This window comes from Dokdonia sp. PRO95 (assembly GCF_000355805.1).
Classification (GTDB): domain Bacteria; phylum Bacteroidota; class Bacteroidia; order Flavobacteriales; family Flavobacteriaceae; genus Dokdonia.
The window spans coordinates 651,474-666,022 of the sequence record NZ_CM001837.1 but is presented as its reverse complement, the minus strand read 5'-3'; the positions used below and the strand labels follow the sequence as shown (position 1 = coordinate 666,022).

Here is a 14,549-nt window from a genome sequence, read left to right as displayed (position 1 = left end):
TGAGGTGGTCTTTTGAAATATCACATTTTCGCGAAAGCGTAATAAAATAGTTACGCTACATTTTGATCATTATTCACATAATCCATAAGGTCTACATCATTACCTAGTAGTACTTGGGTAGGGTTGATACGACCTGCTTCTGGTCCGTTTTCTAACTTAAGTACGCCACGAGGACATACAGCGCTACATACACCACAACCTACACAACTAGAACGTACGATGTTTTCTCCTTTCTGAGCATATGCACGTACATCAATTCCTTGCTCACAGTAGGTAGAACAGTTACCACAAGAGATACATTGTCCTCCGTTTGTAGTAATTCTAAAACGAGATTTAAAACGTTGTACAAACCCCAAGTAAGCTGCTAGTGGGCATCCAAAACGACACCATACTCGGTTACCAAAAATAGGATAGAAACCAGTCCCGATTACTCCTGCAAACCAAGCTCCTATCAGGAAGCTGTACGTGTCCTTTATCCACTGCGAGTTGATTCCTAAAAAAGCTTCTGCACCCGTAAAATAACAGTATAATGTGACGAGTGTCATCACTAGTGAAAACACGAGAACCGAGTGTATGAGCCAGCGCTCAAGCTTCCAGGCTTTCATAGATTTATTAGAATGCTGGCGGTAGGGATCACCAAGAGTTTCGGCAAGGCCTCCACAACCACAAACCCAGCTACAGTACCATCTTTTTCCAAAGAAGTAAACCATTACCGGTACAATCACTAGTGTAAGCACAATACCCCATACGAGGATGAATATACCTAAACCACCACTCTGAGTAAGTGTGTCGAGATTCCACTCAAAGAAGAAATCATAATCTAGTGGGAATGCGTTTTTAAAATCATAACCAGGCTTTCCTAAACTTGCCATAATCTCAGGGATAAGAAAGGCAAATACAATCTGAAAGAATAGTACAGAGGTAGTACGTACAATCTGGTATTTATTGTGACGGTATTTTATATACATACGCACCGCCATCGTTACCATAATCACACAGTATAAAAAGCCATATACAAACCACTGGCTCGCATCTCCACCATTAAGCGCATTACTTATGGGGTCGAGTATGAATGTCCAGTTTACCACATAGTCTGCATTAAAATAAAGCACGAGATAAAATAGCACGAGGTACACAAGTACCAGCCAGGCAATCCATCCTCTATTGGTTGCTGCCTCGTGATATACGTGGTCATTTTTGATACCTGGTTTGCCTAATAACACGAGATTAGGAAAAATGAACATAAGAGCTCCTAGTATCCCTAGCCCAAAGGTTAAGAACCACATAAGCCCTTTGTTTTCTACTATAAATCCTGTTCCGGCTTTTTTGGCTAGTGAGAAGCTAAAGGCTTGAAAGTCTTTATCATTTATTCTGTACTGATATTGTTCTCCTTTTTTATCCCACTCCTTTGCCGCATCATATTTTGCAATTTGTTCATCATAGTAGTCATTGTTTTGAGCAAGGGCATCTCTTACGGCACCTGTAAAAGCAAATGTGCCTAGTTTTTTACCCACTACGTTATCTGAGATTTTTTGAGCTACTAGCTCACTTTTAATTCCTTTTTCAGAAATAAAGGAATCAAGTTGTTTTTGTTGTAAGGTGAAGTCTCCCATAAAGATGGAAGCTGTCCAGATGGCAAGCCCAGTAATAAAGATCACCAAGCCTAGGTTTTTAATAATTTTCATAAGTATAAGTCGTTAGGTTGGTTATGCAAAAATTCTTTTCCAGCTTTTCTTTTTGGGACTAAGTGATGTCTCGTATGCAGCATTATAAGCATCTAGAATATCCTTCTCATAATGGCTATAAAACTCAGGATCAAAGTTTGCATCTTTAAGATGCTCTAGCACATAATCTGTTGTGCGTCCCTCAGTAAGCCAGCGGTCAAATAGCTCGTGACGTAGCCTGATACCAAAGTTATTTATACCCACAAACTTGCGAGTACCCTCTTGCATCTCTATAGTGATACACTTGTTATCATCCTTATGCATCCAGTGAAAGTGTGTATTGCCTTCTTTAGGTTTTGAGAACACCCATCCATACGTCTGGTACTCTATATCCATAAATTTTGCACTGTTAAACCAGTGACCAGGGTTATAGGCAGTAGGGTTTCCAGTTAATGTCTGAGCAAGTGCTTCTCCCATCATTCTGCCCGTATACCAGACAGCCTCAATGGGTCTACGACCGTTTATACCCTCGTGTTGCTCTGCACAATCACCTATGGCATAAATATCTTTTATATTAGTCTCCAGCATAGGGTTTACCTTAATACCTCGGCCTAACTCAATACCGCTATCTTTTAAGAAAGCCACATTAGGAGACACACCAGCGGTAAGCCCTACTACGTTGCAGGCGATTTCTTCTCCTGTCTCTTTTATAGTAACAGCGCGCACTTTACCATTATCATCTGCTAGAATACTATCTAGATTAAAGCCTAAACGTAAATCTACGTGGTGAGATTTAATGTGTCTGTTAATCATCTCGCTTTCTCCTTGTGGTAAAACGCCATTCCAGAAACTGTTTTCTCTTACTAAAAATGTGACCGGTATATCACGCGTGAGCAGCATCTCTACCATCTCAATACCTATAAGACCGCCACCTACTACTACGGCACGTTTACAGGTTTCTTTATCTGGAGCATTTGCCTCTAGCATATCTAGATCTTGTTTTGAGTACAACCCTTGTACACCATCTAGATCTTGCCCTGGCCAGCCAAATTTATTAGGTTTTGACCCTACCGCAAGCACCAGCTTATCATAACTCATTTTTTCACCACCAGAAAGTAGTAATTGTTTGTTTTCATGATCTACAGTCTCTACGAAATCGCGTTTAAGATCAATACGGTTTTTCTTCCAGAAGTAATCTTCATACGGTTTTGTGTGCTCATATTTCATATGTCCCATATAGATGTACATAAGCGCTGTGCGAGAAAAGAAGTGATCTGTTTCGGCAGAAATGATGGTGATCTTTTTGTCAGAAGCTTTGCGGATGTGACGGGCGGTTGTAACGCCAGAAATCCCGTTGCCTATAATGACGATGTGTTCTTCCATAGAGGTTGGTTTTATATAATTTTCACCTAAGTAAAAATTAAGAAATGTATGGTTGTTGTTGTCCCGCTTTCGCGAAAAAATCTTTTTGTTACCCTTTCGCGAAAGCAAAATATATAGTAGTCTAAACAAGCATATTAAAACTTGTTTCTATGAGATAACATATCCTTGGGTCGTTTTAAAGATAACAAACTTAACGGGATGCTGTCTATTTAGAATTTATCTAAATGCAGAAAGTGCTGTAAGGAAAATTTGATGCTCATTATGGAGCGTTACAGACTACATATTTTAAATTTTTAATGATCTGGTTGTAAGTCTCTTTATTTGAGCTCGACCGATTGTGCAGAAAAAGTTTACTTATGAAATCAATTACCAACCTCGCACTACTTCTTGTAATCACCTTGTCAAGTGTGCATATCCAAGCTCAAGATACTGCATCATTTTTTGCTGATGCAGATACTTTTTTTAAGGCAAACGTAAAAAACGGTTTAGTTAATTATGCCGCTGTAAAGGCAAACCCGCAAGCGCTAGATGAGCTATTAGAAAATGCAGCATCTATATCTGTAAGCACATCTGATGCGGCAACGTATCAATCGTTTTGGATTAACGCATACAATCTAGCAGTAATAAAAGGAATCACAGAGAAATATCCGGTAAAGCAACCACTATCTATAAAAGGTTTCTTTGATAAAAACACCTTCAAGTTAGGCGGGACAAATATCACTTTAAACGATATAGAAAATAAGAAGTTAAGAGCACAATTTCCAGGTGAACCTCGTTTTCACTTTGTGCTAGTATGTGCAGGACTAGGATGTCCTCCTATCATCAATGAGGCATATACACCAGCCAAATTAAAATCACAATTACAACGCCAGACTACGCTTGCTTTAAATAATCCTAACTTCATTAAAGTGAAAGGAAATAAGGTGCAGATTTCTCAAATATTTGAATGGTATAAAGAAGATTTTGTACGCAATGGTACAGAGATAGATTTTTTAAATAAATACCGGAAAGAGGCTATTTCTAGTGATGCAAAGCTGTCATACTACCCTTATGACTGGACACTTAATGATACTAAATAATAATTTCTAGTACATTAGAGCTGGTATAGATTACTTGCTATAACTCCTTTAAAATTTACCTACTACAACTACTCGATACCTGTCGAGGTAGATAACTATTGACTTAAAAAGCCGTTCTCACCAGATAGTATTAAACCCTAGCCGTCTGGTGTATGACGCACAAACAAATAATCAAAAACAACTACAATGAAAAAAACAATCCTACTAGTCGCTTTAATGCTTATTGCAGCAACTTCTTTTGCACAAGATGATACAGAAAACCTTGAAGACGGAGGCTCTGTAATACAGACACTCACACCTTCTAAACTTATCTCAAAAGGGCAATTTGATATCAAATGGTTTAATAATCTTTACACAGAAACAAAAGATACCTTTGGCGAAAATGGTGAAGATCGTGATATCCCAAGAAATAATTTCTTTACCTCAACACTTGAAGTGTACACTGGTGTTTCAAATAATAATAGAGTAAACGTAGGATTGATTCTAGAGGCCAGATCCAGCACTATAGGAGGTCGTGATGCTTTTGATGTTTTTAAATTTGATGGTGAGCGAGGTACTGCTCGTAGTGGTCTTACTTCTATTGCACCATCTGTAAAGTTTGTTCCGTTTAGTAAAGTAAATAACTTCTCTATCCAGAGTTCGTTTTTTATTCCTCTAGTAGATAATGAGACAGAAGAAGGTGTTTTTCTTGATCAAAAAGGATTTACATGGCAAAACAGATTTTTCTTTGATCATACTTTTGCAGGAGGAGACTGGCAACTATTTGCAGATTTGAATTCTGAGCTCAACTTTGGAGATGATGAGGATAGTTTTGCAAATGATAGTTTGCGTCTTACTCCTGGATTGTTTTTAAGTTATTTCCCAAGTTCGAAATTTACAGTATTAGGCCTTGTACAGCACTCACAACTTCTTGACCTAGGAAACGAATTCTCACAAGACTTTACAGCTGTAGGCGGTGGGGCAAAATATCAACTTACAGATGCTCTTAATCTTGAAGCGTTATATACAAACTTTGTAAGAGGAAACGATACTGGATTAGGGCAGACTTTTAACCTAGGGTTGAGAGCAGTTTTTTAACATATAGCTAGAGCGCTTAGGTTCCCCTAATCTAAGCTCTTTACGAGTGCAATGTATATTTATTTACGTTAACTACAATGAGTATACAGCACACTATGATAGACCTTGAGAGTTACCCAGCTCTTAGGGTCTTATTGCTTTTACGTAAATTCTTATAGCTACTATGATTTTCAAATTTTAATCATAAACATATATCTTTAAGTCAAAAAATAAGTAGATGAAAAATATTATAGGATGTTTCTTTTTATTGATTTGTCTACAAGCATGTACCGCTCAAAAAACAGAAGAAAAGAAAATCAACGGGGTGAGTTTTGTTGCAAATCGTAATCCGGTAGATAGCACTCATATAAGCCCTGTACAACGTATAAATGCAAACTATGCTGCGGTAATGCCGTTTGGGTTTGTGCCACAAATGGACAAGCCGCAAATTGTTTATAATACAGATAGGCAGTGGTATGGTGAGACCAGAGAAGGAGGTCGCAATTATGTGTCAGAACTTCATAAAGCAAATATTGATGTAATGGTAAAACCTCAGATATGGATACGTCGTGGTGAGTTTACTGGTTACCTCAAGATGGAGACAGAAGAGGAGTGGCTGGCACTTGAGCAATCGTATCGTGATTTTATAATGGATTATGCCACACTGGCGCAAGAGGAAGGAGCAGCTATATTTTGTATAGGTACAGAGCTAGAGCAATTTGTAACAAACAGACCAGATTTTTGGGCGCAACTTATTATTGATATAAGAAAGGTGTACAATGGTAAACTTACGTATGCTGCAAACTGGGATGAGTATAAGAAAACCCCATTCTGGAGCCAACTAGACTACATAGGGATTGATGCTTATTTTCCTGTTTGTGATGATCAAACGCCATCTGTGGAGTGTGTTACAGCTGGATGGCAACGATGGAAGGAGGAGATGTCCGCTTTCGCGAAAGCGGAAAACCGCAAAGTGATTTTTACAGAATTTGGTTACCGCTCTGTAGATTATACGGGCAAAGAACCTTGGAAGGCAGATAGGTCTATGACCACCGTAAATCTTGAAGGACAGGCACAAGCGACGCAAGCTCTCTTTAATACAGTATGGGATGAAGAGTGGATGGCAGGAGGATTTATCTGGAAATGGTTTATAAAACATGATGAGGTAGGAGGTCCAGAAAACAACCAGTTTACACCTCAAAATAAACCAGCCGAAGCTGTAATAAGACAGCATTATGGTAAGTATTAAATAGGATGCTCATCATTTAATTAAGTAAATAATGGCGTGTTGCGCAATGATTGTGCATTACTTTCGACCAACGTTTTTAATATAGCTATAGCCTTTATGAAATATTTCTCCCTCGTCTGCGCTCTGTTAATGACTTCATTTCTTTTTTCACAAGAACCTATTATAGAAGAAATCACTTTTGAGGGATTAAAACGTGTAGATGAATCTTTATTGAGAAGGCTTATTAAAGTAAAATCACAAACGGCATATGACTCTATTAAAGTCGCAACAGATATTGAGCGTTTAAATAGACTACCAGCCATTGCAAATGCAACCGTTGTTCAAACTAAACTTACAGACAGCACGTACAAACTCACCTATAAGATTGTCGAAAATTTTACCATTATCCCAGGATTGCGCATCTCTGAGGCAAACGATGGTAGTTTTGCTTTTCGCGTAAGCGCATTCGAATTTAATTTTCTTGGTCAAAGTCAGATACTTGGTGGCTTTTATCAGCGGGATGTTTTTGACTCTTATGGAGCTTACTGGGAAGCACCTTTCTTAATTACTAACAAATTGGGCTTAGGTGTCAACTATATTAAAAATGTGACTTTTGAACCTGTTTACTTAGGTGAAACTCCTATAAACTACAAGAAAGATGATGTAGGTGCAGAGGTTTATGGATTGTATGAAATAGATTTTCACAACAAGGCAGAGTTAGGAGTGAGAGTATACAAAGAATCTTACGACATCGATGATACGGAGGTGCAAAGTGTACTGCCAGCAGTACTTGATGCAAATAAAGTATCCCTACGCGGAGAGTATGAGACTAATTTTTTAAACATCACGTATCAATATGTAGAGGGAGTGCGCAATCTTCTTGATGTGCGTTATATTTTAGGCGGTGATGGTCTCTTAGAAGAAGGGCTTGTAGCACAAAATGCAACAGAGTATTTTAAAAAAGTAGGCACAAAGGGTAATTGGGCAAGTAGACTACAGCTAGGGTATGCTTCTTATAACGAATCTGAGTTTGCTCCTTTTACGGTTGATAATCAGTTTAATCTTAGAGGAGCAGGTAATGATATTGATAGAGGGACATCCTTTGTCTTTGTAAATACAGAATATAGGCACACACTTATAGAAAAGGATTGGTTTGTACTTCAAGGAAATGCTTTTGTAGATGCTGGGTCAATACGAAGTCCTAGAGAGGGTTTTGATGATCTAGCGAGTATCAATAATGTAGAGTTGTACTCTGGTTTAGGAGTGCGCTTTATACATAAACGTATCTTCAACGCTGTCATTAGGTTGGATTATGGAGTAGGACTTGGAGCAACTCAAAATCGCGGACTTGTATTTGGGATAGGGCAGTATTTTTAATGTAAGAGAATATGTTGATTATGAGATAACCCAATTATAAAGCATAGTAAATCCTACAGTACATGAAATACTTTTGGTTATACATTTTACTTATGTTGTATTGCTCTATGAGTAATGCGCAAGAAGGCTTTGTGGATCATTTTACCATTCATGGCAACAAAAAACTTAAGACCTCTTTTATCAAGTTAATTAGTGATTTGCGTGTAGATAGTCCTTTAGATTCTACAATGCTAGAGGTAGATATCATTAGACTCAAAAGATTGCCAGCAGTACGGCACGCATATTATCAAGTGATTCCTTCTTATGATAATTATGAAGTTCGCTATTATATTGAAGAGAATATAACAATAAACCCTCAGCTTAATGTCTATACTACTAACGATGATGAATTTGCCTTTAGAATAGGTGTATACGAGTTCAATACCTTAGGTAGAAATATAGCCTTCGGAGGATTTTATCAACGAGATATTTTTAATTCTTATGGAGTGAATCTTAGAGCTCCATTTTTATTTAATAATAAGTTCGGGATTGCGGTCAATGCGCAGCGATTAACCACGCAGGAGCCAGTTTTTCTAGAAGAAGGAACTGCAGATTATAAGTACAGCAATACCTCCTTTGAAGTATTAGGATTATATGCCATAAACTTTAAACATCGGGTAGAGGCAGGTGTAAATCTATTTAATGAGAAGTATGATTACCTAGCAGGCGCTACATCTGCAGGGGTTCCTCAGGAGTTTAATGTAGATAAGGTACTTCTTAAAGGTATTTATGAATATAACGCACTAGATTATTACTACCAGTATATATCTGGCTTTAAAAGTACATTTAATGTGCAGCATGTGATGGCAAATGATCGCAGATTACCAGATTTTACAATATGGTGGAATGACTTTCAATATTTTACTAGAGTAGGGGATAAGGGTAACTGGGCAAACAGATTACGAGTAGGCCTAGCATCTAATGCAGACTCGCCATTTGCACCATTTTCTGTTGATAATAATCTAAATATAAGAGGCGTAGGTAATACAATAGACCGTGGTACAGGAGTAATTGTACTTAATACTGAATATAGATATACCCTATTAGATAAAGAATCATTTGTATTACAAGGAAATGCCTTTGTAGATGCTGGATCTTGGAGAAATCCAGGTGGAGATTTTGATGATTTTGGAGATGACCAAAATCTTAGAGTGTATCCTGGGCTAGGACTGCGTTTTACTCACAAAAAGATTTTTAATGCTACTTTTAGAATAGATTATGGATATGGAATAACCCCAAACTCCACTAGCGGATTGGTATTTGGAGTAGGGCAGTATTTTTAAAAATATTAGACCTGTAGATGTTTTGTAGAGGTGGAGTGTCTGCTATTTAAATGCTGCAAATTGCGCAGGATTGTACGCTTAAAAAGAGTGATGTCATATGGTTTTACGATAATATCTGTAAGCCCAGCATTGTAAATTTTGTAACGCATTTCTTTAACCTCTACCGCAGTAAGTGCTATTATAGGGATGTTAGTATTAAAACGTCTAATCTCCTTTGTGGCCTCTAATCCATCTTTTACAGGCATATTGATATCCATAAGGATAAGATCATACTCGTTATCTCTAGCATATTCTACAGCTTCTTGACCATTATTTGCAATGCTGCAGGTTACTTCAAGCTTCTCTAATATTTTCTTTGTGACTATTTGATTAATACGGTTATCGTCTACAATAAGGATACGTTTGTTTTTGAGTTGTTTATCATCTATAATAATTATGGGGTCGACAATTAATGATTCATTTGATATCTCAAAGTCTAGCGTAAAGAAAAATGTAGATCCTTCTCCTTCTTTACTTGATAAGTGTATCTCTGCTCCAGAAAGTGCTAGTAGTTTTTGTACAATAGGAAGGCCTAATCCAGTACCTTGATAAGTATAGTGCCTTGAGCTTACTTGAGAAAATTCATCAAATATACTTTGTTGTTTTTCTTCTGGAATTCCTATTCCCGTGTCTTGAATTGTAAAGTGAATACTCGCCTTTTGATCATTAAGACCAGACGCTTCAAGTAATATGTAGATGTCCCCATTTTCTGTAAACTTACAAGCATTTCCCACTAAGTTCATTAGTATTTGAGAAAGCCTTGTAGCATCTCCTTTTACAAATTCGGGAACGTTATCATCAATGTTAATATGAATGTTATTCTTGTTTTGCTGGCGCATGTATTCAAAAGAAGAAACGATATTCCTAATAAAATCTCTTGTATTAAAAACTTCATTATTTTCTATAAATGTTTTTGAATCAATCTTATTGATTTGAAGTACATCGTTTATGAGTGCAAGAAGATAGTCTGCAGAGAACTTAAGAGACTTAAGATCTTGCTGATGTGACTTTAATTTTGGGTCATCCATAAGGATAGTACTGAGTCCTATAACTCCATAGAGAGGAGTCCTCAACTCATGGCTCACCGTTGAAAAAAAGGCCGTCTTAGCTTTTGTAGACTGCTCAGATTCATTCTTTGCCGTAAGATATTCTATGTTTTTTTCAGTTAGACTTTTTACATAATTCTTCTTGCTTCTATACATTCTATAGAGTAAAACTAAGAGAAGAACACTTGATGCGGTAACAACAATTAGAAATTTATTCCAGTTTATTTGGCTGCGTACAATTTCTGCTTGTAACCTATTTTTTAATTCATTTCTCTCAATGTTTTTTTTGTATTCGGCTACTTGAAAGTTTGCAGCTATTTTTTGAGATTCTTCATTCTGATATTCGTCTGTAGTTTCTTCATACAAATTTTGATACTTCACTCCATACTCATAAGCTTCCTTATATCGCTTTTGACCGTAAAGACTCAAACTGTAAGTAAGATAACTATCTGCAAGTTCAAAACTAGACCCTTGCAACAAGGTGTCCTTTAAAATTTTGGTTATATGATAATCTACTTTTTTGTATTTTTTTTCATGTAAATAATAAATAGCCCACTGATTTTCAAGATTTGCTTTGAGACCATTTGATAAATGAGCTTTTAATTGATCGGCCTTTTTTAGATATTTTAATGACTTATCAAATCGCTCATGCTCTTGTAGGGTAAGTACGGTATTTAGATAAGCATTACTTAAGTTAAGTGAATCTTTTAAGTCTCTAAAAACTACAATAGACTTATCGTGGTATTGAAGCGCTTTATTAATTGAGGACTCTGAGTAACCATAAAGATTTGCAAGATCCATATAGGTGAGGCCTAAGCCTAGACTATCTTGAGAAAGGCTAGCATACTCTTGAGACCGTTCAAAGCTTTCTCTAGCTTGTATAGTGTCTTGTAAGATTAAGTAGTCATAGCCTAAATATCTAAAGCCACTTTGTAAATAATCTGTATCATTTATTTTTTTTGCTTCTTCAACGATTCTAACGTTAAGCTCAAGGGATTTACTATAGTTATTAGCCTCGTAATAGGTAGCAGAAGAGTCCATCAGACGCTCTAATCTTTCTTTTATTTTCAAGCTGTCAATCTGTGCAGTTCCTATAGAACTGGACATAATTAGGATTAAAAAAAAAGTAATTCTCTTCATTTCAGTTGCTTAATCTATGACAATATACAAAACATAAAGAATAATTGTATTTAATCGTTTATTCCAAATCAAGAAATAAGAAAAATCCTACAAATTATGATTAGTAAGTTAAGACTATCTCAATTAATAATGACTTAACGTTCTCATACACTGGCACTAGATATATTTGTGACTAATTTAAACCAAAAATAATGTCAATTCTAACCATCATTTTAAGTATTATATTTCCACCACTTGCTGTAGCACTTACAAAAGGCGCTGGCAAGGATTTAATCATAAATATTATTCTCACTTTATTAGGCTGGTTACCAGGAGTAATACATGCATTTTATGTGAATAGTAAGTAGTAAAATTTTAGTATATAGTAGGGGATGCGTGAAAATGCATCCCCTTTTTTGTTTTACAGTAATTCCTATTTATAAGCGGACTAACTAGGTTTTAATTGTTGTTACGCTTTCGCGAAAGCGTAATTATTAAATTCAAAACATTTACAGCAGCAATATAATTAGAGTAAAAAACAAACCTTCATGTTCAATTTTTCGTAAGTTCACAGACTAACCAGTGACTCTTATGAATTACTTGCGCCAGCTAGGGATTACCTTTTTCTGTATGTTAACAATTACAATACATGCACAAGAAGAAAAATTACGTCCTTTTGATCTTGAAGCAGACTTTTTTTACGGTACAATATTAGAGCATAATCCAGATATTTCGCATCTAATAACGGAGCATCCGCAAGGGATAATGCTTGCCTATAATAGAAAGACGTATGGGTACGAGGCCTGGGAACGGCGCTACAATTTTCCAGATGTGGGCTACACTTTTGTCTATCAAGATATGAAAAATGAAAATCTAGGGGAATTGTATAGTGCTTATGCACATTATAACTTTTACTACTGGAAGCGTAGATTGCAGTTTAGAATAGGGCAAGGAGTTGCAATTGCCACAAATCCATATGATAGAGAGACTAACTTTATAAATAATGCTTACGGTACCACTGTGTTGAGTAGTACCATGCTTAAATTTGGTTTCAAGCAGGATAATATCTTTAAAAATATAGGAGTACACGCAGGGGTTACCATTATACACTACAGTAACGCCAACCTTAAAGCGCCTAATAACTCCACAAATACTTGGGCATTTACTGCGGGGATTAATTATTTTCCAAAAGCAAATGAGTTTCCAGATTACATCCCACTAGGAGAAAAAACAGCATACTCAGAGCCTATACATTATAATCTAGTTGTGAGTGGTGGTGCAAATCAAAGTGATATAAATAATTCTCCACGATACGGATTTTTAACCCTTACGGCATTTGCAGATAAGCGTATAAATCATAAATCTAGTTTTACAGCAGGTGTAGATGCTTTTTTTGCAAATTTCTTAAAAGAGCTTATTCGTTATGAGTCTATTGCTTTTCCTGAGGGAGAAGTGACAGGTGATGAAGACTGGAAACGCTTTGGGGTTTTTATAGGTCATGAGTTACATTTTAATGAACTTTCATTTGTATCCCAGCTCGGGTACTATGTGTATTATCCGTACGATTTTGAAGGAAGGTTTTATAATCGATTAGGGCTCAAAAGAACTTTTGGAGATCACTTTTCTGGAAGCATGGTTGTAAAAGCACACGGCGCAAAAGCAGAGGCAGTAGAATTTGGATTAGGATATAGATTTTAATGATGAAAAATAAATATTTAATAGTAGTGTTGTTGCCAGTGATGATGTGGTTTGCATCTTGTGATACTGAGGATACATTGTCATGTCTTAAAACAAGCGGTTCTATAATTACTGAGGAATATGACCTAGCGAGCTTTGATAGTATTATTGTTTTTGAACGTGTGCAGTTAGTTGTAAAAGATGCTCCAGAGATATCAGTAATACTTGAGACTGGAGAAAACCTGCTAGAAGATTTTGAAGTGTATGTAGAGGATAATACGCTCATCGTAAAAAATAATGCTTCATGTAATCTCGTGAGAGATTATGATACTTCTATATTACGGGTGTCACACCCAAACCTTAGCCAAATTAGAAATAGTAGCGGCAGCACAGTTTTAGGAGATGGAGTAATAGGTTGGAATACCTTGCGACTAGTTTCTGATGATCTTATTGAGGAAGATTTTTACCATAAAGATGGAGATTTTGATATGGAGCTAGACTCAGAAAGTGTATTCCTTCAATGTAACGGCTTGTCTAACTTTTTTATACGAGGAAACGTAACTAATTTAGATATTAACTTGCTGGAGGGTGATAGTAGATTACCACTACAGGATCTAGCTGTGCAACATGTTACCATTTTCCATAGAGGTACAAACGACGTGTTGATAGCTCCTCAATTATCAATCTCAGGAGAATTGAGAAGTACAGGTAATTTAATATTAAGCAATACACCTCCCGTAGTTGACGTGGAAGCTTTCTTTACTGGGGAAGTTATTTATGACTAGTTCTATACTCCACGTTTAGACTAAAAAAAAGGAGTCACTTATTTAGAGTGACTCCTTTTTTAATGATGCTCAAGTAACAATCTTGGTGCCTTAGATGCTTTCTACTACTTTTTCTAAAGCTATTCTTGACTTTGGCTTTTTACTAGGTTGATTAAAATCATCCTCATCGCGATATCCTATAGCAACAGCTACTAGCGTTGCGTAGCCTTTGTTATCTATAATCTTATCATAATTTTCTGGTTCAATACCTTCCATTGGGGTTGCATCAATATTCATTGCAGCACAGGCGCTTAATAATACTCCTAGCGATAAATATACTTGCTTGTCAAACCATGCCTTGATTTCTTGCTCTGGTAACGGTTTTAGGTATTCTTTATAGTAATCTACTGCACCTTGAGGTAGTTCTTCTTCTATTTGTTTTTCAAAAGCTGCTAGATCATTAATCCTGCTAAAAATAACTACAGTATCACTATCTGTTACCTTCTCGGTATTAATCCACGATACTTTAGAAAGCTTTTCTTTGGTAGCTTCGTCAGAAACAAAAGTGAATTTCCATGGCTGGCTATTTATGGAAGACGGACTTAAGCGAAGTATTTCCTTAAGCTCTTCTATATGTTTACTATCTATTTTTTTTGATGCGTTATACTTCTTTGTGGTATAACGTTCTTGCATTGCATTTATAAAGCTCATATCAATTGTTTTTAAACCATATTAGGTATATGAGTAAAATTAAGTATCGCAATATTACATTGCAATAACTGCCTTAATAGATAG

At 36.4% G+C, this 14,549-nt stretch carries 12 protein-coding genes; 8 read left to right on the top strand and 4 right to left on the bottom strand.

Translation table 11 applies throughout. The features are described 5' to 3' along the window. Positions 1-50 precede the first annotated feature (50 nt). Entirely contained in the window at positions 51-1,685 is a 1,635-nt protein-coding gene (locus D017_RS02810; protein WP_035334550.1) for a 4Fe-4S binding protein, read from the bottom strand. A gap of 21 nt (positions 1,686-1,706) precedes the next feature. Further along, positions 1,707-3,047, bottom strand: coding sequence for an FAD-dependent oxidoreductase (locus D017_RS02805; RefSeq protein WP_035334549.1), 1,341 nt, complete (start codon positions 3,045-3,047; stop codon positions 1,707-1,709). Positions 3,048-3,403: 356 nt separating this feature from the next. Here D017_RS02805 and D017_RS02800 point away from each other — a divergent pair, with 356 nt between their 5' ends. The 5 genes from D017_RS02800 to D017_RS02780 all read left to right on the top strand — a co-directional run bounded on the left by D017_RS02800 (position 3,404) and on the right by D017_RS02780 (position 9,109). Continuing rightward, the gene (locus D017_RS02800; RefSeq protein ID WP_035334548.1) at positions 3,404-4,126 is read left to right on the top strand and encodes a DUF547 domain-containing protein; all 723 of its coding nucleotides are present in this window, start codon (positions 3,404-3,406) and stop codon (positions 4,124-4,126) included. Between the two features lie 186 nt (positions 4,127-4,312). Further along, on the top strand, positions 4,313-5,203 hold the full coding sequence (locus tag D017_RS02795) for a hypothetical protein (protein ID WP_035334547.1): 891 nt from the start codon (positions 4,313-4,315) through the stop codon (positions 5,201-5,203). A gap of 217 nt (positions 5,204-5,420) precedes the next feature. Beyond that, positions 5,421-6,431 (top strand): glycoside hydrolase TIM-barrel-like domain-containing protein, encoded by a 1,011-nt coding sequence (locus D017_RS02790; protein ID WP_035334545.1) that lies wholly within the window; start codon positions 5,421-5,423, stop codon positions 6,429-6,431. 129 nt (positions 6,432-6,560) lie between these two features. Then, complete coding sequence (locus D017_RS02785; protein ID WP_225969327.1) at positions 6,561-7,787, top strand: POTRA domain-containing protein; 1,227 nt, start codon at positions 6,561-6,563, stop codon at positions 7,785-7,787. A gap of 62 nt (positions 7,788-7,849) precedes the next feature. Further along, the gene (locus D017_RS02780; RefSeq protein ID WP_035334544.1) at positions 7,850-9,109 is read left to right on the top strand and encodes a hypothetical protein; all 1,260 of its coding nucleotides are present in this window, start codon (positions 7,850-7,852) and stop codon (positions 9,107-9,109) included. A 5-nt stretch (positions 9,110-9,114) separates the two neighbouring features. On the opposite strand, the gene D017_RS02775 is transcribed toward D017_RS02780, so the two are convergent. Continuing rightward, positions 9,115-11,301 carry an ATP-binding protein gene (locus D017_RS02775; protein ID WP_160164952.1) on the bottom strand — a complete coding sequence of 729 codons (2,187 nt, stop codon included), beginning with the start codon at positions 11,299-11,301 and terminating at the stop codon, positions 9,115-9,117. 224 nt (positions 11,302-11,525) lie between these two features. Between D017_RS02775 and D017_RS02770 the strand changes: the two genes are divergently transcribed. The 3 genes from D017_RS02770 (at position 11,526) to D017_RS02760 (ending at position 13,775) form a co-directional block, all read left to right on the top strand. Next, positions 11,526-11,681 (top strand): YqaE/Pmp3 family membrane protein, encoded by a 156-nt coding sequence (locus D017_RS02770; protein WP_035334543.1) that lies wholly within the window; start codon positions 11,526-11,528, stop codon positions 11,679-11,681. Between the two features lie 262 nt (positions 11,682-11,943). Continuing rightward, a complete protein-coding gene (locus D017_RS02765) occupies positions 11,944-13,011 on the top strand; it encodes an acyloxyacyl hydrolase (RefSeq protein WP_225969326.1) in 1,068 nt (355 codons plus the stop codon). Continuing rightward, positions 13,011-13,775: a head GIN domain-containing protein gene (locus D017_RS02760; protein WP_081804623.1), complete on the top strand. Its 765-nt coding sequence runs from the start codon at positions 13,011-13,013 to the stop codon at positions 13,773-13,775. The genes D017_RS02765 and D017_RS02760 overlap by 1 nt, the downstream gene beginning before the upstream one ends. A gap of 90 nt (positions 13,776-13,865) precedes the next feature. Here D017_RS02760 and D017_RS02755 read toward each other — a convergent pair whose 3' ends face one another. After that, on the bottom strand, positions 13,866-14,465 hold the full coding sequence (locus D017_RS02755) for a nitroreductase family protein (RefSeq protein ID WP_035334541.1): 600 nt from the start codon (positions 14,463-14,465) through the stop codon (positions 13,866-13,868). Positions 14,466-14,549: the final 84 nt, after the last annotated feature.